At 69.2% G+C, this 22,312-nt stretch carries 15 protein-coding genes; 3 read left to right on the top strand and 12 right to left on the bottom strand.

All coding sequences use genetic code 11. From position 1 onward, the window contains the following. Positions 1-35 precede the first annotated feature (35 nt). The 4 genes from glcF to SB771_RS19420 all read right to left on the bottom strand — a co-directional run bounded on the left by glcF (position 36) and on the right by SB771_RS19420 (position 5,477). Positions 36-1,262: a glycolate oxidase subunit GlcF gene (gene glcF / locus SB771_RS19435; RefSeq protein ID WP_011656018.1), complete on the bottom strand. Its 1,227-nt coding sequence runs from the start codon at positions 1,260-1,262 to the stop codon at positions 36-38. Next, positions 1,263-2,351 (bottom strand): glycolate oxidase subunit GlcE, encoded by a 1,089-nt coding sequence (glcE, locus tag SB771_RS19430; RefSeq protein ID WP_126227188.1) that lies wholly within the window; start codon positions 2,349-2,351, stop codon positions 1,263-1,265. It abuts the gene before it with no gap. A gap of 185 nt (positions 2,352-2,536) precedes the next feature. Beyond that, entirely contained in the window at positions 2,537-4,030 is a 1,494-nt protein-coding gene (locus tag SB771_RS19425; protein WP_011656020.1) for an FAD-linked oxidase C-terminal domain-containing protein, read from the bottom strand. 37 nt (positions 4,031-4,067) lie between these two features. Further along, positions 4,068-5,477: an FAD-binding oxidoreductase gene (locus SB771_RS19420; protein WP_175661484.1), complete on the bottom strand. Its 1,410-nt coding sequence runs from the start codon at positions 5,475-5,477 to the stop codon at positions 4,068-4,070. Positions 5,478-5,617: 140 nt separating this feature from the next. On the opposite strand from SB771_RS19420, the gene SB771_RS19415 reads away from it, so the two are divergent. After that, positions 5,618-6,163 carry a cob(I)yrinic acid a,c-diamide adenosyltransferase gene (locus SB771_RS19415; RefSeq protein ID WP_175661483.1) on the top strand — a complete coding sequence of 182 codons (546 nt, stop codon included), beginning with the start codon at positions 5,618-5,620 and terminating at the stop codon, positions 6,161-6,163. A 94-nt stretch (positions 6,164-6,257) separates the two neighbouring features. Next, a complete protein-coding gene (hmpA, locus tag SB771_RS19410) occupies positions 6,258-7,466 on the top strand; it encodes an NO-inducible flavohemoprotein (RefSeq protein ID WP_175661482.1) in 1,209 nt (402 codons plus the stop codon). Between the two features lie 78 nt (positions 7,467-7,544). Here hmpA and SB771_RS19405 read toward each other — a convergent pair whose 3' ends face one another. The 6 genes from SB771_RS19405 to SB771_RS19380 all read right to left on the bottom strand — a co-directional run bounded on the left by SB771_RS19405 (position 7,545) and on the right by SB771_RS19380 (position 16,478). Further along, complete coding sequence (locus SB771_RS19405; RefSeq protein WP_105831906.1) at positions 7,545-7,934, bottom strand: type II toxin-antitoxin system VapC family toxin; 390 nt, start codon at positions 7,932-7,934, stop codon at positions 7,545-7,547. Next, positions 7,931-8,200, bottom strand: coding sequence for a type II toxin-antitoxin system Phd/YefM family antitoxin (locus SB771_RS19400; protein WP_059574295.1), 270 nt, complete (start codon positions 8,198-8,200; stop codon positions 7,931-7,933). Before SB771_RS19400 ends, SB771_RS19405 begins: the two co-directional genes overlap by 4 nt. Before the next feature lie 123 nt (positions 8,201-8,323). After that, entirely contained in the window at positions 8,324-9,397 is a 1,074-nt protein-coding gene (aroG, locus tag SB771_RS19395; protein WP_006752725.1) for a 3-deoxy-7-phosphoheptulonate synthase AroG, read from the bottom strand. 445 nt (positions 9,398-9,842) lie between these two features. Then, positions 9,843-11,309 (bottom strand): metalloprotease TldD, encoded by a 1,467-nt coding sequence (tldD, locus tag SB771_RS19390; RefSeq protein WP_012363145.1) that lies wholly within the window; start codon positions 11,307-11,309, stop codon positions 9,843-9,845. 93 nt (positions 11,310-11,402) lie between these two features. Next, positions 11,403-12,230, bottom strand: a complete 828-nt coding sequence (locus SB771_RS19385) for a carbon-nitrogen hydrolase family protein (RefSeq protein WP_126227194.1) — start codon at positions 12,228-12,230, stop codon at positions 11,403-11,405. A gap of 51 nt (positions 12,231-12,281) precedes the next feature. Continuing rightward, the gene (locus SB771_RS19380) at positions 12,282-16,478 is read right to left on the bottom strand and encodes a YhdP family protein (protein ID WP_175661481.1); all 4,197 of its coding nucleotides are present in this window, start codon (positions 16,476-16,478) and stop codon (positions 12,282-12,284) included. Positions 16,479-16,705: 227 nt separating this feature from the next. Here SB771_RS19380 and glnE point away from each other — a divergent pair, with 227 nt between their 5' ends. Then, positions 16,706-19,507: a bifunctional [glutamate--ammonia ligase]-adenylyl-L-tyrosine phosphorylase/[glutamate--ammonia-ligase] adenylyltransferase gene (gene glnE / locus SB771_RS19375; RefSeq protein ID WP_175661480.1), complete on the top strand. Its 2,802-nt coding sequence runs from the start codon at positions 16,706-16,708 to the stop codon at positions 19,505-19,507. Between the two features lie 118 nt (positions 19,508-19,625). On the opposite strand, the gene recN is transcribed toward glnE, so the two are convergent. Together recN and SB771_RS19365 are read right to left on the bottom strand one after the other, a co-directional pair. Continuing rightward, a complete protein-coding gene (gene recN / locus SB771_RS19370; protein ID WP_011656032.1) occupies positions 19,626-21,275 on the bottom strand; it encodes a DNA repair protein RecN in 1,650 nt (549 codons plus the stop codon). Between the two features lie 19 nt (positions 21,276-21,294). Beyond that, positions 21,295-22,197, bottom strand: a complete 903-nt coding sequence (locus tag SB771_RS19365) for an NAD kinase (RefSeq protein WP_006752731.1) — start codon at positions 22,195-22,197, stop codon at positions 21,295-21,297. Positions 22,198-22,312: the final 115 nt, after the last annotated feature.

The following is a 22,312-nucleotide window of genomic DNA, read 5'->3' as shown; positions in this document are numbered from 1 at the left end:
CGATGCCATGCGCGACCGGCCGGGCCGGCGCCGCGCTAGCCGTACAGCAGATGCTCGACGAGCTGGATCCAGTGCGCGACCGGAATCTGCGTGCCGCTCTGCAAGTGCGCGATACAGCCGACGTTGCCGGACACGATCATCTGCGGCTCGAGTGCCTGCAGCTTCAGCAGCTTCTGCTTGCGCAGCCGGTACGACAGCGACGGCTGCGTCAGCGAATAAGTGCCGGCCGACCCGCAGCACAGGTGGCTGTCGGCCGGCAGCCGCACCTCGATGCCGAGCGTCTCGAGCAGGCGCTCGACCTTGCCGCGCGACTGCTGGCCGTGCTGCAGCGTGCACGGTGGGTGATACGCGACGGTATGGATCGCGCGGCGCCGCGCGAGCGTCGCGATCTCGGCCTCGAACGCGAGCAGCACGTCGGAGATGTCGCGCGTCAGCGCGACGATGCGCTGCGCTCTTTCCGCATAGGCCGGATCGTCACGCAGCAGGTGCGCATATTCGAGCACCGTCGCGCCGCAGCCCGATGCGTTCATGACGATCGCTTCGGCACCTTGCTCGATATACGGCCACCACGCGTCGATGTTGCGGCGTGCGTCGGCGAGCGCTTCGTCGTGATAGTTCAGGTGCAGGCGGATCGCGCCGCAGCAGCCCGCGTCGGGCGCGACGATCGTCTCGACGCCGAGTGCGTCGAGCACGCGCGCGGTCGCGATGTTGATGTTCGGGAGCATCGACGGCTGCACGCAGCCGCCGAGCATCAGCATCTTGCGCGGATGCGTGCGCTGCGGCCATTCGAGCAGCCGCTGGCGCGGCGGTACCTTGTCGCGCAGCCGTTTCGGCAACAGCGGCCGCACGTGCTGGCCGAGCCGCATGACCGGCGAGAACAGCGCCGCGTTCGGCACGAGGCTCGCGAGCACGCGGCGCAGGATGCGCTGCTGCACCGGGCGCTGCACCTGCGCCTCGACGTGCTTGCGGCCGATCTCGACCAGCCGGCCGTACTGAACGCCCGACGGGCAGGTCGTCTCGCAACTGCGGCAGGTGAGGCAGCGATCGAGGTGCTGCTGCGTGCTGCGCGTGACGGGCGCGCCTTCGACCATCTGCTTGATCAGGTAGATGCGCCCGCGCGGGCCGTCGAGTTCGTCGCCGAGCAACTGGTAGGTCGGGCACGTCGCGGTGCAGAAGCCGCAATGCACGCACTTGCGCAGGATCGCGTCGGCCTCGTCGCCGTCGGGCGTGTTGCGGATGAAATCGGCGAGGTTCGTTTGCATTTAGAGCTCGGGGTAGAGCCGGCCGCGGTTGAAGATGCGTGCGGGATCGAACGCAGCCTTCAGCCCGCGGTGAATCTTCATCAGCGGCGCGGGCAGCGGCGTGAACACGCCCGCGCTGCGGTCGTACGAGTCACCCGCGCGGAACAGCGTCGCATGGCCGCCGGCCTGCTTCGCGCTCATGCGCACCGTCTGCGCATCGGCGTCGGTGATCCACCAGCGCTGCGCGCCACCCCATTCCATCAACTGGGTGCCGGGCAGGTGCATCGGCTCGGTGATCGACGGCAGCGCAAGGCGCCATAGCGCATAGCCGGGCGGGATGCCGTTGAAGAACGGATCGGCATGCTCGCGCAGGCCGGCCCAGAAGCGTTCGGCCTCGACCGCGTCGACGACTTCGCCGCCGAGCAGCGTCTTCGCCGATTTCACGGCGGCCTCGGCGCCCGACAGCCGCAGCACCAGCGTGCCGTTGCGCCACGCGCTCGCGCTGACGGGCAGCGGATGGCCGCCCCATTCGTTGAGCTTGCGCACCGCGTCGGTCGCGGTCATCTCGAACTTCAGCGTGACTTCGGCGACCGGCACCGGCAGCACCTTGATCGACAGCTCGAGCATCAGCCCGAGCGTGCCGAGCGAGCCGGCCATCAGCCGCGACACGTCGTAGCCGGCGACGTTCTTCACGACCTGGCCGCCGAAGCGCAGCAACTCGCCGCGCCCGTTCATCAGCGTGACGCCGAGCACGAAATCGCGCGGCGCGCCGCAGGTCGCGCGGCGCGGGCCCGCGAGGCCGGCCGCGATACAGCCGCCGACGGTAGCCGTGCGGCCGAAGTGCGGCGGCTCGAACGGCAGCATCTGGCCGCACTCGGTGAGGGCGGTTTCAAGCTGCGCGAGCGGCGTGCCCGCGCGGACCGTGACGACGAGTTCGGCCGGGTCGTACGACACGATGCCCTGCAACGCGCGCGTGTCGAGTATTTCGCCGTCCAGCGCCTGGCCGTACCAGTCCTTGGTGCCGCCGCCGCGAATCCGCAGCGGCCGGCCGTCGGCACTGGCGGCGCGGATGCGCTCGGCCCATCCGGCGACGATGTCGTCCTCTTCCATGTTCTATTGCAGTCTCGTCTTGTTGTCCGGTCGATTGTACCGGGGTGGCGCGAATCCACATCGCGACTATCCCTAAGCCCCGTATCACGAACGCATGCAGGCGCCGCCGCGCGTATGGCCGGCGCGCGGGCAGGGCGGCACGTCGCGGCCCGCGCGTCGGCACGGGGCGCGCCGCCGCGCGGTGCTCAGAAGCGCGGCAGGTCGGGGTGCGGCAGCAGTCCCCCGCGCACGTGCTGGCGACCGTATTCCGCGCAGCGCGCACGGGTCGGAATGCCCTTGTCGGGGTTGAGCAGCCCGGCCGGATCGAACGCGCGCTTGACCGCGAAGAACGCGTCGCGCTCCTGCGGCGAGAACTGTACGCACATCGAATTGAGCTTTTCGATGCCGACGCCGTGCTCGCCCGTCACGCTGCCGCCGAATTCCACGCAGCATTCGAGGATTTCCGCGCCGAACTGCTCGGCGCGGTGCAGCTCGTCCGGATCGTTCGCGTTGTAGAGAATCAGCGGATGCATGTTGCCGTCGCCGGCATGGAACACGTTGATGCAGCGCAATCCGTATTGCGTCTCGAGCTGCTCGATGCGCGCGAGCAGCGGACCGATCGCGCGGCGCGGCACGGTGCCGTCCATGCAGTAATAATCGGGGGAAATGCGCCCGGCGGCCGGAAATGCGTTCTTGCGGCCCGACCAGTAGCGCAGCCGCTCGCTTTCGTTGCGCGAGACCTGGATGCGCGTTGCGCCATGCTCGCGCAGCACGGCCGTCATGCGCACGACTTCCTCCGCCACTTCCTCCGGCGTGCCGTCCGATTCGCACAGCAGGATCGCCTTCGCGTCGAGGTCGTAGCCCGCGTGCGTGAACGCCTCGACGGCCTGGGTGGCCGGCTTGTCCATCATCTCGAGCCCGGCCGGGATGATGCCCGACGCGATGATCGCGGCGACCGCCTCGCCGCCCTTCACGACATCGTCGAAGCTCGCCATCACGAGCTGCGCGGTCTGCGGTTTCGGGATCAGTTTCAACGTGACCTCGGTGACGATCGCGAACATCCCTTCGCTGCCGATCATCACCGCGAGCAGGTCGAGGCCCGGCGTGTCGAGGCCGAGCGAGCCGAATTCGACGATCTCGCCTTCGATCGTGACCGCGCGCACGCGCATCACGTTGTGCACGGTCAGCCCGTATTTCAGGCAGTGGACGCCGCCGGAATTTTCCGCGACGTTGCCGCCGATCGTGCACGCGATCTGCGACGAAGGATCGGGTGCGTAGTACAGCCCGTAAGGCGCGGCGGCTTCCGAAATCGCGAGGTTGCGCACGCCGGGCTGCACGGTGGCCGTGCGCGCGTACGGATCGACCTCGACGATGCGCGTGAAGCGCGCGAGCGACAGCACGACGCCGTTGCCGATCGGCAGCGCGCCGCCCGACAGGCTCGTGCCCGCGCCGCGCGGCACGATCGGCACTTCCATGCGGCGGCAGATCTGCACGATCCGCTGCACCTGCGATTCGGTTTCGGGCAGCGCGACCGCGAGGGGCAGCCGCCGGTACGCGGACAGGCCGTCGCATTCGTACGGCGCGGTGTCTTCGTCGCGGAACAGCAGGCAATGCGTCGGCAGCACGGCCATCAGCGCCTGCACGACTTCGCGCTGGCGCTGCGCGCGGGTCGCGCTCGACAGTTCGACGGAAGCGTTCATTGGGTCTCCTGCGGCCGCGCGGCGGCGCGCCGCCGTGTCAGCACGTGAAGATCTTGCCGGGATTCATCAGGTTGCGCGGATCGAGCGCGAGCTTGATCGCGCGCATCGCGTCGATCGCGTTGTCGCCGTGCTCCTTCGGCAGGAAGCGCATCTTGTGCAGCCCGACGCCGTGTTCGCCGGTGCAGGTGCCGCCGAGGCGCAGCGCGCGTTCGACGATCCGGTCGTTGATGCGCTCGGCTTCGTCGATTTCCTCGGGCTTGTCGGGATCGATCAGGATCGCGACGTGGAAATTGCCGTCGCCGACGTGGCCGACGATCGGGCAGGGCAGCGACGACGCGCGCAGGTCGACTTCGGTCTCCTCGACGCACGCGGCGAGCTGCGAGATCGGCACGCACACGTCGGTCGTCACCGCGCGGCAGCCGGGTTTCAACTGCAGCATCGCGAAGTACGCGTTGTGGCGCGCGGCCCAGAGCCGCGTGCGGTCCTCGGGGCGCGTAGCCCATTCGAAGCCCTGGCCATTGTTCTGGCCCGCGAGCGCCTGCACGAGCTCGGCTTGTTCCTTCACGCCGGCTTCGGTGCCGTGGAATTCGAAGAACAGCGTCGGCGCCTCGGCGAGCGTCAGGTTCGAGTGGCGGTTGATCGAGCGCACCGCGAGCGCATCGACGAATTCGACGCGCGCGATCGGCACGCCGATCTGGATCGTCTCGATCACGGTGCGCACCGCGTCGCCCATCGACGGGAACGTGCAGATCGCGGCCGACACGGCTTCGGGCAGCGGATGCAGGCGCAGCGTGATCTCGGTGATCACGCCGAGCGTGCCTTCGGAGCCGACGAACAGGCGCGTGAGGTCGTAGCCCGCCGCCGACTTGCGCGCGCGCGAGCCTGTCTTCACGACGCGGCCGTCGGCGAGCACGGCGCTCAGGCCGAGCACGTTCTCGCGCATCGTCCCGTAGCGCACGGCGTTGGTGCCGGACGCGCGGGTCGCGGTCATCCCGCCGATGCTGGCGTCGGCGCCCGGATCGATCGGGAAGAACAGGCCGGTGTCGCGCAGCGCTTCGTTGAGCGCCTTGCGCGTGATGCCCGGTTCGACCGTGACCGTCAGGTCTTCCGAGTTGATCGACAGCACGCGGTTCATTTCCGACAGGTCGAGCGATACGCCGCCGCGCACGGCGAGCAGATGGCCCTCGAGCGACGAGCCGGCGCCGTACGGAATCAGCGGTACGCTGTAGAGCGCGCACAGCGACACGACTTCGCGGACTTCATCCGCGCTGCGGGCGAATACGACGACGTCGGGGAGTTGCGGATCGAACGGCGATTCGTCGCGGCCGTGATGGGCGCGGACGGCCTCGGCGGTCGACACGCGCTCGCCGAAGGCGGCGCGCAGCGCATCGAGCATCGCGGGCGGGAGGGGGCGGCGCGTGGCGGCCGGCGTGTCGGGGTGATTCACTCGTGTCTCCTGACGGCTGCTTGTCGAACTTTCGGTTCATTCTACGCTGCAACGTCCGGTGCGGCCCTCGCCGCGGGCTGCGATAATCGCGTACCAACCCCACCTGGCCGCGCTGCGGCCGCGCACGAGAGGACATTCGCATGGGCCACCGCTTGAGCAAGATCGCCACGCGCACGGGTGACGACGGCACCACCGGCCTCGGCGACGGGCGCCGCGTCGGCAAGGACGACGTGCGCATCGCCGCGATCGGCGACGTCGACGAACTGAACTCGGCGCTCGGCGTGTTGCTCGCCGAGCCGCTTCCGGACGACGTTCGCACCGCGCTCGTCACGATCCAGCACGACCTGTTCGATCTGGGCGGCGAGCTGTGCATCCCCGGCCATGGGGTGCTCGACGACACGCATCTCGCGCGCCTCGACCGGTGGCTGGCCGACTACAACGCGACGCTGCCGCCGCTGAAGGAGTTCATCCTGCCGGCCGGCTCGCGCGCGGCGTCGCTCGCGCACGTGTGCCGCACGGTGTGCCGCCGCGCCGAGCGCTCGATCGTCGCGCTCGGGCGCACGGACACGCTCAATGATGCGCCGCGGCGTTACGTGAACCGGCTGTCGGATCTGCTGTTCGTGCTGGCGCGCGTGCTGAACCGCGCGGACGGCGGCTCGGACGTGCTGTGGGAGCGCGGGCGCTGACGCGCTGCATCGTTTTCCGCACTGCGACAATTTGTCCGAGGGGTGCTTGGATTTTAAAGATGTATCGTATGTGCATGTTTAACGGAGAACGCACATGACCCACATCACCGCTGACCAGATGGCCCGTGTGAAGGCCACCGCCCCTGTCCTTGCCGAGCACGGCGCGACGATCACGAAGCACTTCTATCAGCGCATGTTCGCGCATCATCCGGAGCTGAAGAACCTGTTCAACCAGACGCACCAGAAGACCGGCAGCCAGCCGGAAACGCTCGCGAAGGCGGTCTACGCGTATGCCGCGAACATCGACAACCTCGGTGCGCTGGGCGGCGCGGTGTCGCGCATCTCGCACAAGCACGCGAGCCTCAATATCCGTCCGGAGCATTACCCGATCGTCGGCGAGAACCTGCTCGCGTCGATCGTCGAAGTGCTCGGCGACGCGGTCGACGCGGAAACGCTCGAAGCCTGGCGCGTCGCGTACGGCCAGCTCGCGCAGATCATGATCGGCGCCGAGGCCGACCTGTACGCGAACGCCGCCTGGAGCGGCTTCCGCCCGTTCAAGGTCGCCCGCAAGGTGCGCGAAAGCGACGAGATCACGTCGTTCTACCTGACCCCCGCCGACGGCGGCGACGCGCCGAAGTTCGAGCCGGGCCAGTACATCTCGGTGAAGCGCTTCGTCGGCGACCTGGGTGTCGACCAGCCGCGTCAGTACAGCCTGTCCGATGCGCCGCACGGCAAGTGGCTGCGCATTTCGGTGAAGCGCGAGGCCGGCAGGCCGGAAGCGATCCCGGCCGGCAAGGTGTCGACGCTGATGCACGACGGCGTGGAAGAGGGGGCGATCGTCGAAGTGACCGCGCCGATGGGCGACTTCTCGCTGAAGCGCGATGCCGATACGCCGGTCGTGCTGATCTCGGGCGGTGTCGGCATCACGCCGATGATGTCGATGGCGTCGACGCTGATCGCCGAAGGCAGCAAGCGTGAGGTACGGTTCGTCCACGCATGCCGTTCGGGCGCGGTGCACGCGTTCCGCGAGTGGCTGAACGACGCGGCGCGCGAGCACGCGAACGTGAAGCGCACGGTGCTGTACGAGCTGGTCGGCCCGAACGACCGTGCCGGGGTCGATCACGACCTCGAAGGGCGCCTGACGCCGGAACGCGTGAAGCAGCATGCGCTCGTGCCGGATGCCGACTACTACATCTGCGGCCCGATCGCGTTCATGAAGGCGCAACGCGATGCGCTCGTCGCGCTGGGCGTCGCGCCGGAGCGTGTGAACACCGAGATCTTCGGCTCGGGTGCGCTCGAGTGATGCGCGAACGGACGGTCTCAGGCCAGTAAAAAAGCCCGGCGCGAGCCGGGCTTCGATTTTGTCGCGTGCATGACGATGTCAGGCACGCAGCATCAGCGTGGAGTGATAGCGCCACACCTTCGGATCGGCGCTGACGAGCGGCATGCCTTCATGGAGTGCCTGCGCGACCATCACGCGGTCGAACGGATCGGCATGGTCCGGGAAATCCGGCAACGCGGCGACTGCCTCGGCGTGATCGCTGCTGATCGGCAGCTCCGCAAAACCTGCAAGCCGAAATGCCGAACGCGCATCTCTCGGATGGACGGGCAGATTGCCTTTGCGATATTTGATCGCGATTTCCCAAATCGACGCGGCGCTGACGTACAGCGTGTTTTGGGGATGTTCGATCAATGCGGCCGCGGTTGCCGAAAGTTGCGGCGCGCCTTCAGCCGCCCAGAGCGCGATGTGCGTATCGAGCAGCAGCTTCACGGTGCAAGCCCTTGATCCGAGCTGGCATCGAAGTCGGCAGCGATCGATTCATCGCCGGCATTGAATGCCTCGACGCTTGTCGGAATGTTCAATCCGGCAAGCAACTGACGGGCTGCGCCGATCCGCTTCGGCGCGGTGTACGGAACGATCCGGGCGACCGGATGACCATTGCGGGCGATCACGACTTCGGCTTCGCGCCCCGATTCAAGCGCTTCCACGAGGCTGGAAAGCCGCGACTTGGCATCGTGCATGTTGACGGTCGACATGGTCAATCCTCTGGTTAGCTAGATGATGTTAGCTAGTCTAGCAGAGCACCACACCGACTGCAGGTTGGCCGCATGGCCAATTCGCCGCCAGGCGGGGCCATACGGTCAGCTTGTTGGCGTTCTTCAGTTCCCGCTGCCGCGCGCGACGCGGCGTGCCTTCACCGATTCCGCGAGGCCTTCGAGGACCTTCACGCTGTCGTCCCACGCGATGCACGCATCGGTGATGCTCTGGCCGTAGGTCAGCGGGCAGCCTTCCTTCAGGTCCTGACGCCCCTCGACGAGGTGCGACTCGATCATCACGCCGACGATGCGCTCGTCGCCGGCCGCGACCTGGCGGCCGATGTCCGCGCACACGGGAATCTGGTTCTCGTGCTTCTTCGAGCTGTTCGCGTGGCTCGCGTCGATCATCAGGCGCGCGGCGAGGCCGGCCTTGCCGATGTCCGCGCATGCGGCGTTCACGCTGTCCGCGTCGTAGTTCGGCGTCTTGCCGCCGCGCAGGATCACGTGGCAGTCCTCGTTGCCGGCCGTCGACACGATCGCCGAGTGGCCGCCCTTGGTCACCGACAGGAAATGGTGCGGCTGCGACGCGGCCTTGATCGCGTCGACCGCGATCTTCACGTTGCCGTCGGTGCCATTCTTGAAGCCGACCGGGCACGACAGCCCCGACGCCAGCTCGCGGTGCACCTGCGACTCGGTCGTGCGCGCGCCGATCGCGCCCCACGAGATCAGGTCGGCGATGTACTGCGGGCTGATCATGTCGAGGTATTCGGTCGCCGCCGGCAGCCCCATCTCGTTGATCTGCAGCAGCAGCTCACGCGCGGTGCGCAGCCCTTCGTTGATCTTGAAGCTGTTGTCCAGGTGCGGATCATTGATGAGCCCCTTCCAGCCGACCGTCGTGCGCGGCTTCTCGAAGTACACGCGCATCACGATTTCCAGCTCGCCCTTGAAGCGCTCGCGCTCCTTCACGAGCCGCCCCGCGTACTCGATCGCCGCCTTCGTATCGTGGATCGAGCACGGCCCGATCACGACGATCAGCCGGTCGTCCATCCCGTGCAGGATGCGGTGCATCGACTGGCGCGAGTGGTAGATCAGCTCGGACGCGGCCTCGGAGCACGCGAATTCGCGGATCAGGTGGGCGGGCGGCGTCAGTTCCTTGAGTTCGCGAATGCGGACGTCGTCGGTATTGTGCGGGGGCATGCTGTTTTCTCCTGTGTCGACCGGCTCGAGTGCTTCGGCACTTGCTCCGGCCCCATGCAAAGCTGTTGAGGGCGCCGCCCAATGACTACGCGTGCGGCAAATTCATCGATTCAGACAATTCAGTGGTGTCGATCGGGGCCGCGGGACCGCTGCGGCGGCGACCGGCTGGCGAAGGGCGAAAAAAAACCGCCGGGTTCGCCGGCGGTTTTTCGGGAATTTCGGTTGCGCTTCACGCGCCATCAACCCTCTCGATCCGCCAGCGGTCTGAGATGCCAAAAAAAGTAAAAATAAAACTTGGCGGACATGACGGAGATTTGGTTCGTCAAAAAAGTTGATTCGGAATTTATACCGTGTCGCCGTGCGGCTGGCAAGCCGGGGCGTCAAAAAATGCGGACAATCCGCGCGTTTTTGTCAAAATGCGCGGATTGTCTGCGTCGCGATGCGGTTATGCCGTACCGCCGACCGTCATCTTGTCGATCCGCAGGGTCGGCTGGCCGACGCCGACCGGCACGCTCTGGCCTTCCTTGCCGCACACGCCGACGCCCGAGTCGAGCGACATGTCGTTGCCGATCATGCTCACGTACTTCAGCGATTCCGGGCCGCTGCCGATCAGCGTCGCGCCCTTCACCGGGTAGGTGACCTTGCCGTTCTCGATCATGTAGGCCTCGGACGCCGAGAACACGAACTTGCCGTTCGTGATGTCGACCTGGCCGCCGCCGAAGTTCACCGCGTACAGGCCGTTCTTCACCGACGCGATGATTTCCTGCGGATCCTTGTCGCCGTTGAGCATGTACGTGTTGGTCATGCGCGGCATCGGCAGCGCCGCGTACGATTCGCGCCGCGCGTTGCCGGTGACGGGCATCTTCATCAGGCGCGCGTTCAGCGTGTCCTGGATGTAGCCCTTCAGGATGCCGTCCTCGATCAGCGTCGTGCACTGCGTCGGGTTGCCTTCGTCGTCGATGTTCAGCGAGCCGCGGCGGTTCGGCAGCGTGCCGTCGTCGACCACCGTCACGCCCTTAGCGGCGACCTGCTCGCCGATGCGGCCGGCGAACGCGGACGAGCCCTTGCGGTTGAAGTCGCCTTCGAGACCGTGGCCGATCGCCTCGTGCAGCAGCACGCCCGGCCAGCCCGGCCCGAGCACGACCGTCATCGCGCCGGCCGGCGCGGGGCGGGCGTCGAGGTTCACCAGCGCGGCGTGCACGGCGTCGTCGACGTAGCGCGACAGCACGTCGTCGGTGAAGTACGCGTAGTCGAAGCGGCCGCCGCCGCCGCCGGAGCCGATCTCGCGGCGGCCGTTCTGCTCGGCGATCACCGTGACCGACACGCGCACGAGCGGGCGGATGTCGGCCGCGAGCGCGCCGTCGCTGCGCGCGACCAGCACGACATCGTATTCGCCGGCGAGGCCCGCCATCACCTGCGTGACGCGCGGGTCGCGCCCGCGCGCCATCTGCTCGATGCGCTCGAGCAGCTTGACCTTGGCGGTGGCGTCGAGCGACGCGAGCGGATCGGACGGCAGGTACAGGTCGCGGCCCGAGATGCCCGTCAGCGACGTCGCGGCCCTGATCTTCTGGCGGCCGCCGCCGGCCGCCGCGATCGCCTTGGTGGCCGCGGCCGCCTGCGCGATGGCTTCCGGCGACAGGTCGTCCGAGTAAGCGAACGCGGTGCGGTCGCCCGCGACCGCGCGCACGCCGACGCCCTGGTCGATGCTGAAGCTGCCCGACTTCACGATGCCTTCCTCGAGGCTCCACGCTTCGCTGCGGGTCGCCTGGAAGTACAGGTCCGCGTAGTCGACGCGATGCGTGAAGATGTCGGCGATCGTGCGCGTGAGCAGGCTCTCGTCGAGGCCGTACGGCGTGAGGAGGATGTCCTTCGCCAGCGCAAGATTGCGGATGCCGGGTTCGATGATGTTCATGCGGGTATCGAGGGTTCTCAAAAAGTTGTCGGGTGCGTTCTGGGCAGATGGGTTGGCCGGGCGGCGTTTCAAGCGCCGGGACGGTTCAGCGGGTCAGGCCAGCACGCGATGTCGCCACGCGGGCAGGCTCTGGCGCACGTCGGCGATCCGCTGCGGATCGAGCGCGCCGGTCACGACGCTCGCGCCTTCGTCGCGGACCGCGACGACCTCGCCCCACGGGTCGACCAGCATGCTGTGGCCCCACGTGCGCCGGCCGTTCTCGTGCTTGCCGCCCTGCGCGGCCGCGAGCACGTAGCACTGGTTCTCGACGGCCCGCGCGCGCAGCAGCATTTCCCAGTGCGCGCGACCCGTCGTATACGTAAACGCCGACGGCACGACGATCAGCGCGCAGTCGCCCATCCTGCGATACAGCTCCGGAAAGCGCAGATCGTAACAGACCGACAGGCCGACCCGCCCGAACGGCGCGTCGAACGTGACGACCGTCTCGCCCGCGCGGATCGTGCGCGCCTCGTCGAACGATTCGTCGCCTTTCTCGAAGTTGAACAGGTGGATCTTGTCGTAGCGGGCCGCCTCCTGGCCGCTCGGATCGAACACGAGCGTCGTGTTCAGCACGCGATCGGGTTCCGGTGCCTTCAGCGGCAGCGTGCCGCCGATCAGCCAGACGCCGTGACGCTGCGCGGCCTGCGCGAGAAACTGCTGGATCGGACCGTCGCGGTAGGGTTCGGCGAGCGCGAGCTTGTCGGTGTCGCGGTGGCCCATGAAGCAGAAATACTCGGGCAGCAGCACGAGTTGGGCGCCGTCGCCGGCCGCTTCCGCGATCAGGCGGCCGGCTTCGGCGAGATTGCGCGCGACGTCCGGCGTGCTCACCATCTGCAGCGCGGCGACCCGAAAGGGCGTGGCGGAACGGGTGTGATCGGTCATCGCTGGATCGATTGCGTCATAAATAGGGTGCGGCCCGGCACCCTGCGCGCGTCAATGGCTCGCCGCATCGGCCGGACCGTGATTCATCTTACCCTGATCGCCCCGCACCCGCTCGATGTGCGGATGCGCCCACGAGCCCGTGATCGCGTAGTCGAGCGCGAACGCGTGCGACAGCGTCTCCGACAGCGCGTAGTTCGCGGCCAGCACGCCGACGCCGAGCAGCGGGTTGATGATCGCGGCCGCGATCGCCGCCGTGCCCGCGCCGATCTTCGGCGCGACGTGCGCGTGCAGGTCCTGCGTCTCGGCGCCGAGATCGACCGCGCCGCGCACCGTCACGTTCGCCGGCGCCGTCGTCATCGAGAAGTCGTCGGTGCGCGCGATCCCGTTCGAGATCCGGCTGGTGCCCGTGATCTTGTCGAACGGCAGCCCCTTGCCGACCACGTCGCGGAAATTCAGCGTCAGGAAGCGCGCGAGACTCTGCAGGCTCAGCACGCCGAGCAGTTTCGCGGCACCCGGATCGACCTTCAGGATCTGGCCGTGTTCGAGATCGACCGCGACCTGGCCGCCGAGCGACGGCAGATCGACCGCGGTCGGGCCGCCGCGCCAGCCGACCTTGCCGGTCACCGTGCCGTGGCCGTTCGCGACCGTGCGCGGCAGGCCGACGAGATCGAGCAGCGCGCCCGCGTTGCCGATGTCGAGCTTGAAGTCGAACACGCTGCGGCGCGGCGCATCGTTTTCGTCGACGCCGCGGGCGAGCGCGCGGCGCGAGGTGCGCCAGTTGCCGGTCGCCGTCAGCTTCGCGGCCGGGTTCGCCAGCTCGAGCTTGTCGAGCTGCCACACCGGCGCGCCGTCCTCGTCGATGTTGCGCGCATTGACGACGAGCCGGCCGATGTCGTGATCGCGCGCGACGACCTGGTCGACGATCAGGTCGACCGACGGCATCGGCCGGTCGGTCGGCGTCGGCAGGTTCATCGCGCGGCCGACGAGGTCGTGCTGCGCGCTTTGCGGAATCACGAGCTTCGCGAGCCGCGCGTTCAGCACGCCCGCGCCATTGTGGCCGCCGCCCTGCGCCCACGACAGATAGCCCGAGACCTGGTTCGACGCGATGTTCGCCTGCCACAGCTCGTCGACGTGCGACGCGCCGATGATCACGTTTTCCCAGTTGCGCTTGAGCAGCTTCAGCGTGCCGAAGTGCAGCGCGAAGCGCTTCGGCGTGAAGCTCGCGACGTCGACGCGCGGCGCGGCCGGCTCCGGTGCGCGCGGCGTGTCGTGCTGCAGCGTGCGGGCCAGCGCGAGCCATGCGTCGGCGTCCAGTTCGTCGACGTCGACGGCGGCGCTCACGCCGTCCTGCGGCAGGTCGGGCATCCGGTGGATGCCCATCGCGCCGCGCACCGCGCGCAGCGGCTGGCCGCGCGTCGCGTCGAGCAGGTAGGTCGCGGACACGGGGCCGAGCGTCAGGTCGGCATGTTCGAGGCGCTTGCCGTCCGCCTCGGCGGCCGGCTGCAGCGTGAAGCGGAACGGCATCGGCGTGCCGGCCGGTTTCGCGAACGGCGCGGGGAAGTTCAGCGCGACGCCCGTCAGGTCGGAATGCGCGGTGACCTCCGGCAGGCGGCCCGGCGCGCCGCGCACGGCGACGTGGTACGGCGCGTCGCCGACCACGTGCTCGAGCAGCGCCGCGGCGGTGCCGTGCAGGTTCAGGCCGCGCGTCGCGTCGAGCGCGAGCTTGCCGTCGACGTTCACCGCGTACGGGCCATGCGACTGGAAGTTGCCGTTCGCGCGCACCGGGCCGCCGAGGAAGCGCCCCGACAGGTCGTGCAGCGACGCGCCGGCCTCGCTGAATCGAACGCTGCCGCGCAGCGCGGACAGCGGCGGCACGCCGTCGGTCGACAGCGTGTTGCCGCCGAACGCGAGGGCGCCTTCGACGTGCGTATGCGGATGCGGCACGCGCTGCGGAATCGTGATCTTGAGCGCGAGCGACGCGGGCCCCTGCGCATCGATCCGCTGGCCGATGTGCCCGCTCATCGTGCCGAGCGAGCTGTTGTCCGCATAGTCGATCAGGTCCGCGAGCGGGCCGTGCGCATGGCCGTCGATGATGAGCGGCGACTTCGACGGGTTGCCGAGATCGTCGATCCGGCCGGCAACGTTGGTCAGCGCGACGCGCTTGTAGCGCGCGCGGGCGATGTCGAAGTGCAGCTTGTTCTGCGCGAGTTCGAACACGCCATCGATCGCGTCGAGTGCCGGCCAGACGCTCGGCGTGCCGTTCGCGAGCTTGCGCGGCGGGTACGGCGTCGGCTCGAAGCGCCCGCCGGTAAACGGCGCGACGATATGGAACACGCCGGCATCCGGCTCGTGTGAGAACGGGAATTTCTCGAGCGGGCCGCGCGCGACGATCGACGCGCCCTTGGTCACCTGGCCGTCCTGTAGCGCATGGCCGAGATACGCGCGCAGGCGTTCGGACATCCCGGTCGGCAGGTAGCGCGGAATGCGCGCCACCGACGCGCGCGCGAAATCCGCGCGCAGGTCGAGCGAGCCGCGGCCGTGGCCGGGGTTCGTGTACGAGCCCGACACCGCGATTTCGGCATCCGGGTTCGAGACGAACAGGTCGGGCAACGTCACGTCGACGCGCGCGTGCTTGTCGCCCGGCGCCGGCGTGATCACCCATTTCGCGTTGCCGCGCAGCCGGTCGAAGGTCAGGCGCGGCTGGTCGAATTCGCCGGGCACCGTGACCGCGGCGTTGACCGTGTCGAAGTGCGCGCTGCCGCCGGTCTCGTTCGCATCGACGCGGCCCCACAAATTCTCGACGCCCGGCCAGCCGGCGCGCGGGTGACCGCGCGGCGACAAGCCCGGCGGCGGCTCCTGCGCGGCGACGCTGATGCCCTGCAGATCGCCGAGGAAGCGGTAGCGCACGATCGGCGCGGCGCCCATGCGCCGCTCTTCGTCGGCGAGCTCGGGCCGCGCCGGCTTCGCGCGTTCGACCTCGATGTGGTAGTTCGACACCATCCCGCGCGGGTCGAGCTTGATCAGCTCGTTGCGCAGGCGTGCCGGCAGCGGCAGCCCGCGGATGAACTCGCTGAGGATGCCGAGATCGACGCGGTCGCCGACGACGCTCAGCAGTTGCCCCTGGTCGGCGGCCGGCACGCGGTAGCGGGCGGTCAGCGTCGACAGCGCGAGCGAGCGCGCGAGCGGCGTGCCGTCCGGCAGCGGCGGCTGGCCGAGCTCCGCGTTGAAGCGCGTCAGGTGCAGCGTGTAGTCGCGGCCGGCGTTCAGCGCCATGTCCCAGCCGAACCCGACCGTCGGCACGTCGAGGCGCGGCTGGGTCGGCCGCACGCGCAGCACGACGTCGGCGCCTTGCAGGTCGCCGCCCGCGGAGCGCAGGTGGCCGTCCTCGAAGGTCGCCCAGATCGCGTTGTCGATCCGGCCCGCATGGATCGTGAGCGGAATGTCGAGATAGCGGCCGAGGGTCTGCAGGTCGACCGGGCCGGTCGACAGGTATGCGTCGCCGGTCCAGTTCGTCGGCTTGCCGATCGGCTGGAGCGGCTTGTGCCGGAAGCGCGCGCGGAAATCGAGCGGGCCGAGCAGCAGCGTGCCGTTCGCGGGCGCCTGCAGCGCGGCCTTGTGCACGCGGCCGTGGTTGAGCACCGCGAGGCGAATGCCCGACAGCGCGAGCTCCGGTGCGTCGTGCTGCGCGTCGCGCCAGCGCAGCGTGCCGTTGCGCAGCACGATCGCTTCCTGCTTCAGCAGCCATGTGCTGAACGTGTCGTTGCCGCCGTGGGTGGTCGCGACGCCGACGCCCGCGACGCTCAGCGAGCCGTCGGCCGCGCGCGCGACGACGAGGTCGGGGTGGTCGACGATCAGGCTCGACAGCGCGGGCGACAGCCGCAGCAGCGACATCCACGACAGCGCGGCCGTCGCGTGCGGGACCGACAGCGCGATCCGGCCGTCACGGCCGCGAATCGTCAGGTTGGTGACTTCGACGCCCGGCTGCATGCCGGACCAGTGGGGAGACAGTCTGCCGATCGAGAGCTGCGCGTGGAGCTTGTCGGACACCGCGCGCTCGATGCGCGGGCGGAATTCGTCGATGCGCGGCAGCAGCACGTAGCGCAGCCCGAGGAACGAGGCGGACGCGACGAAGTAGGTGCCGATACCGACTGCCAGCGTCACCCTGAACACGCGACGCAGGACAGGATGATCGTGCTTCGGAGGTCCCGCTTCGGGCGCAGGTACGGCGGATTCCTGACGGTCGGACATGCGGCGGAAGGGCGGCGATATGGTAGTTTTGCAGACTGACGTTGAAATGTATCACAGGGGTTCGTGCCGGCGGCCGTTGGGGCAGCATGGCACGGGCTTTCCGGCGCGCGGTTTTCGCGGCGGCGCACCCGCGCCGCGATGCCGCGCCGAGTCCAAGGAGCCTGTCGGCAGCGGGGCGCGCATGCGTCGCCCGCGGCGGCGGGCCTTACCGCCAGGCCCGCTTTTCGATGACCGACGCTTCCGCCCTGATCAGCCCGTCCTACTCCCGCTATATCGCCCGCGCGGCCGCCGCGCGTCCCGCGCTGTCCGAGCGGATCGCCGCGTGGGCCGCCGCGCCGCTGTCCCGCGCGCAGCTCGACGCGCGCCTGAGCGAGCTGCTCGCGGCGCCGGCCGGCGCGGCCGCGCCGAGCGACGAGCAGCTCAAGCGCGCGCTGCGGCAGTTGCGTGTCGAAGTGTTCGGCGCGGTCGCGGAGCGCGACCTGCGCGGCCTCGCGAGCGTCGCCGAGGTGACGGGCGCGATGACCCATCTGGCCGAAGCGGCCGTGCAGCGCTCGCTCGCGCTGCTGTCCGCCGAGCTCGAGGCGATGTACGGCGAGCCGCGCGGCGCCGACGGCCAGCGCGTCGTGCTCGGCGTCGTCGGAATGGGCAAGCTGGGCGGCCGCGAGCTGAACGTGTCGTCGGACATCGACCTGATCTTCGTCTACGAGGACGACGGCGAGACGGCCGGCGGCACGCGCTCGCCGCTGTCCACCCAGGAATACTTCACGCGGCTCGGCCGGCGCCTGATCGGCGTGCTGTCCGAGGTCACGGCCGACGGCTACGTGTTTCGCGTCGACATGCGGCTGCGCCCGAACGGCGATTCGGGGCCGCTCGTCTGCAGCCTCGGGATGCTCGAGGAATATTTCTACGTGCAGGGGCGCGAATGGGAGCGCTACGCGTGGATCAAGGGGCGGCTCGTGTCGGAAGGCGACAGCGACGCGGCGCGGCGGCTCGAGTCGCAGCTCGAATCGATCGTCAAGCCGTTCGTCTACCGCCGCTATCTCGACTTCGGCGTGATCGGCGCGATCCGTTCGCTGCACCAGCAGATTCGCCACGAAGCCGCGCGCCGCGCGTCGATGCGGCCCGACAAGGCCGACGACATCAAGCTCGGGCGCGGCGGGATCCGCGAGATCGAGTTCAGCGCGCAGGTGTTCCAGCTGATCCGCGGCGGCCAGGATGCGGGGTTCCGCGTGCGGCCGACGCTCGCGGTGCTGCGCCATGCGCAGGCGCGCGGGCTGATCGGCGAGGACGTGCGCGAGCGGCTGACCGACGCGTACAACTTCCTGCGCACGCTCGAGCACCGGCTGCAGTATCGCGACGACGCGCAGACGCATGCGATGCCGGTCGATCCGGACGAGCGCGCGGCGCTGGCCGCGTCGCTCGGCTTTGCGGACTACGCGGCGCTGATGACGGTGCTCGATGGCCATCGCACGTTCGTCGAGGCGCAGTTCGACCAGATTTTCGCGGACAAGGTGAGCGGCGGCCCCTGCGCGGCCGGTGAGGACACGGCGGCCGCGTGGATCTGGAGCGGCGCGCTGGCCGACGACGGCGAAGACGACGCGCTGCTCGCGCGCCTCGACGGGCTGGGTTTCGCCGATCCGGCGGCCGTGCTCGCGCGGCTGCGCGCGATCTGGCAGTCGTCGCGCTACGCGGGCCTGCCGGAAAAGAGCCGGCAGCGCTTCGACAGCGTCGCGCAGCGCGCGCTCGAGGCCGCGCCGCGGATCGACGCCGCGCGCCGCGACGAAACCATCGTGCGGCTGTTCGACCTGCTCGAGACGGTCAGCCGGCGCGGCGTCTATCTCGCGCTGCTGACCGAGTACCCGGCTGCGCTCGACCGCGTGCTGTCCGTGCTCGGCGCGACGCGCTGGGGCGGCGGCTACCTGATCCGCCATCCGCAGCTGCTCGACGAACTGCTCGACGACGAAGCGATCGCGAGCCCGTTCGACTGGCCCGCGTTCAAGGATGCGCTGCGTGCGCGTCTCGCGGCGGCCGACGGCCCCGAGCAGCAGATGGACCTGTTGCGGCATGCGCAGCACGCGGAGGTGTTCCGCATCCTGCTGATCGACCTGGCGGGCCAGCTGTCGGTCGAACACGTCAGCGATCGCCTGTCCGAGCTCGCCGACGCGGTGCTCGACGTGACGATCGAAGTGGTCTGGTCGCAGCTCGCGAAGCGCCATCGCGACGTGCCGAAGTTCGCGGTGATCGCGTACGGCAAGCTCGGCGGCAAGGAGCTCGGCTACGCATCGGATCTCGACCTGATCTTCCTGTACGACGATCCCGACGAGCGCTCGGCGGACGTCTACACGACATTTACGCGACGGCTGATCACCTGGCTCACGACCGCGACCGGCGCGGGCGCGCTGTTCGACATCGACCTGCGGCTGCGGCCGAACGGCGAGGCCGGGCTGCTCGTGACCGATCTCGACGCGTTCCGCCGCTACCAGCTGCGCGAGGGCGATGCGGCGAACACCGCGTGGGTGTGGGAGCACCAGGCGCTCACGCGCGCGCGCTACAGCGCGGGCGACACGCAGATCGGCATGGACTTCGAGGCGATCCGCCAGCAGGTGCTGACGACGCCGCGCGATGGCGACGTGCTCGCGAAGGAAATCGTCGACATGCGCGGCAAGGTATTCGCGGGCCATCCGAACCAGACCGCGCTGTTCGACCTGAAGCACGATCGCGGCGGGATGGTCGACATCGAGTTCATCGTCCAGTACTGGGTGCTGCTGCATGCGTCGAGCGATGCCGAGCTGATCCGCAACACCGGCAATATCGCGCTGCTGCGCGAGGTTGCGCGCTTTGGGCTGATGGGCGAGGACGAAGCCGAGCGTGTCGGCGCGGCGTACCGCAAGTACCGGAAGCTGCAGCACAAGCTGCGGCTCGACGGGATGGAGAAGGCGCGGGTCGATCCGGCCCTGGTGGCCGACGAGCGGGCGGCCGTGACGGCGCTGTGGACGCGGGTGTTCGGGGCCGTCGAAACGGGCGTTTGAGTCGGACGTTCGAAGCCGCGGCTCGCGGCACTGGGCGGACGTGATCTAGCGCTCGCTCGCCAAAAAAAGACCGGCGCATGCGCCGGTCTTTTTGCATTCGGCCAACGGAGTGCCCGCGTCAGGCCGCCAGCATTTCCTTCGCGTGCTTGCGCGTCGTCGCGGTGATCTCGAGCCCGCCGAGCATCCGTGCGACTTCCTCGACCCGGCTCGCCTTGTCGAGCGGGATGACCGAGGAGACGGTGCCGCCGCGGTCGTCGGCGCCTTTCGCGACCTGATAGTGATGGTCGCCGCGCGCGGCCACCTGCGGCAGGTGCGTCACGCACAGCACCTGGCGGTCGCGCCCGAGCTGGTGCAGCAGGCGGCCGACCACCTCGGCGACGCCGCCGCCGATCCCCGTGTCGACTTCGTCGAAAATCAGCGTCGGCGTCGGGCTTGCCGCGCTCGCGATCACCGCGAGCGCGAGGCTGATCCGCGCGAGTTCGCCGCCCGACGCGACTTTCGCGAGCGGGCGCAGCGGCACGCCGGGGTGCCCGGCGACCCGGAATTCGACCTGCTCGAGCCCGTGCGGGCCGCCGTCGGCGAGCGGCACGAGCGCGACTTCGAAGCTGCCGCCCGCCATCGACAGTTCCTGCATGCCGGCCGTGACGGCCGTGCCGAGCGCCTTCGCCGCCTGCGTGCGGGCCTTCGACAGGTGTTTCGCGTCGGCGAGATAGGTTTCCCATGCCTTCGCCTGCGCGGCTTCGAGCGCGCCGAGATCGGCGGCCGCGTCGAGCGCGGCGAGCTGCGCGCGGCGTGCCGCATGTTCCTCGTGCAGCGTGCCGGGCGGCAGCCGGAACTTGCGGGCGGTCGTGTGCAGCGCGTCGAGGCGCGCTTCGACCTGCGCGAGCCGGGCCGGGTCGAGATCGAGGCGCTGCGCGTAGTGCGACAGCGAATAGACGGCTTCCTGCAGCTGGATCTCGGCCGGTTCGAGCGACGCGAGCGCATCGCCGAGTGCCGTGTCGTAGTCGGCCAGATTGCGCAGCTTCGACACGATCGCGCCGAGCTGCGGGAGCATCGCGTCGTCGGCCTCGGACAGCGCGTTGAGCGCGCCCTGCACGCCGGCGATCAGGTTCGCCGAGTGCGACAGCCGCTTGTGTTCGCTGCCGACTTCGTCCCATTCGCCCGGTTGCGGTGCGAGCTTGTCGAGCTCGGCGAGCTGCCACGCGAGCTTTTCGCGCTCGAGCTGCAGTTCGCGCTCGTGCGCCTTCGCGGCGTCGATCGCCTGCGTCGCGTCGCGCCATACGCGCCACGCGCGGGCGACGTTCGCGGCATCGGCGACGAGCCCCGCGTGCGTGTCGAACAGCTCGCGCTGCGCGTCGGGTCGCATCAGCAACTGGTGCGCGTGCTGGCCGTGGATGTCGACCAGCATCTCGCCGAGCTCGCGCAGTTGCGCGAGCGTCGCGCTGGTGCCGTTGATGAACGCGCGCGAGCGGCCGTTCGCGTCGATCACGCGGCGCAGCATCACGGTGTCCTCGGCGTCGAACGCGTGTTCGTCGAGCCAGCGCGCGACGCGGTCGTGCGGCGTGAATTCGGCGGTGATGTCGGCACGGCCGCAGCCGGCGCGCACGACGCTCGCGTCGGCGCGTTCGCCGAGCGCGAGGGCGAGGGCGTCGATCAGGATCGATTTGCCGGCGCCGGTTTCGCCGGAAAAGACGGTAAAGCCGCTGTCGAATTCGAGATCGAGCGCGGCGACGATGACGAAGTCGCGAATCGAGAGGTGGCGGAGCATGGTGTCGGGCTGTGGTGCGTCAGGACGCCGTGTCGTCTTCGTTCGATGCGTGTTCGTTCCAGTGCAGCTTCTTGCGCAGCGTCGCGTAGTAGCTGTAGCCGACCGGATGCAGGAACGGCACCGTGTGCTTCGAGCGGCGCACCTCGATCGTGTCGTTCAGTTCGAGCGCGGTGAACGACTGCATGTCGAAGTTCACGTTGACGTCGCGGCCGCCGACGATCTGGATCGCGATCTTCGAATCGTCGGGCAGCACGATCGGCCGGTTCGACAGCGCGTGCGGCGCGATCGGCACGAGCACGATGCCCTGGAGTTGCGGGTGCAGGATCGGGCCGGCCGACGACAGCGCGTACGCGGTCGAGCCGGTCGGCGTGGCGACGATCAGGCCGTCCGAACGCTGGTTGTACATGAACCGGCCGTCGACCGACGCGCGCAGCTCGACCATCCCGGAAAAGCCGCTGCGGTTCACGACGACGTCGTTGAACGCGAGCGCGTGGTAGATCGGTTCGCCGTCGCGCACGATCCGCGCCTCGAGCAGCGAGCGCTCCTCGCGCTCGAACTTGCCCGACAGGATCACCGGCACGCGCGCCTGCATGTCGGCGGCCGCGATGTCGGTGATGAAGCCGAGCCGCCCGTGGTTGATCCCGATCAGCGGGGTCTTGTACGGCGCGAGCTGGCGGCCGATGCCGAGCATCGTGCCGTCGCCGCCGAGCACGACCGCCACGTCCGCGCGCGCCCCGATCTCGGCCGGGGTGAGCGCCGGATAGCCGGAGATGCCGATCTCGCGAGCGGTGTCGACTTCGAACACGACCTCGAAGCCCAGCTTCGCGATGCAGCCGGCCAGCGTGGTGAGCGGCTCGGCGATGCCGGGCGTGTTGCTCCGGCCCACGAGCGCGACAGTGTTGAACTGATTACCGGTTTTCATGCCGGCATTACACCATAGCTCGTTGACGAAAAGAACCGGTTGTGCGCGGACGGGGCCGGATCGGCCGGCCCGCGCGACTGGGGCCGCTGCCACTCGCCGTGCTGGCGCGGTTGCG

Origin of the sequence: Burkholderia sp. SIMBA_051, from assembly GCF_046534915.1 — a bacterium.
Taxonomy (GTDB): domain Bacteria; phylum Pseudomonadota; class Gammaproteobacteria; order Burkholderiales; family Burkholderiaceae; genus Burkholderia; species Burkholderia ambifaria.
Note: the sequence above shows the minus strand (reverse complement) of the source record. Positions and strands in the feature narration are given on the sequence as shown.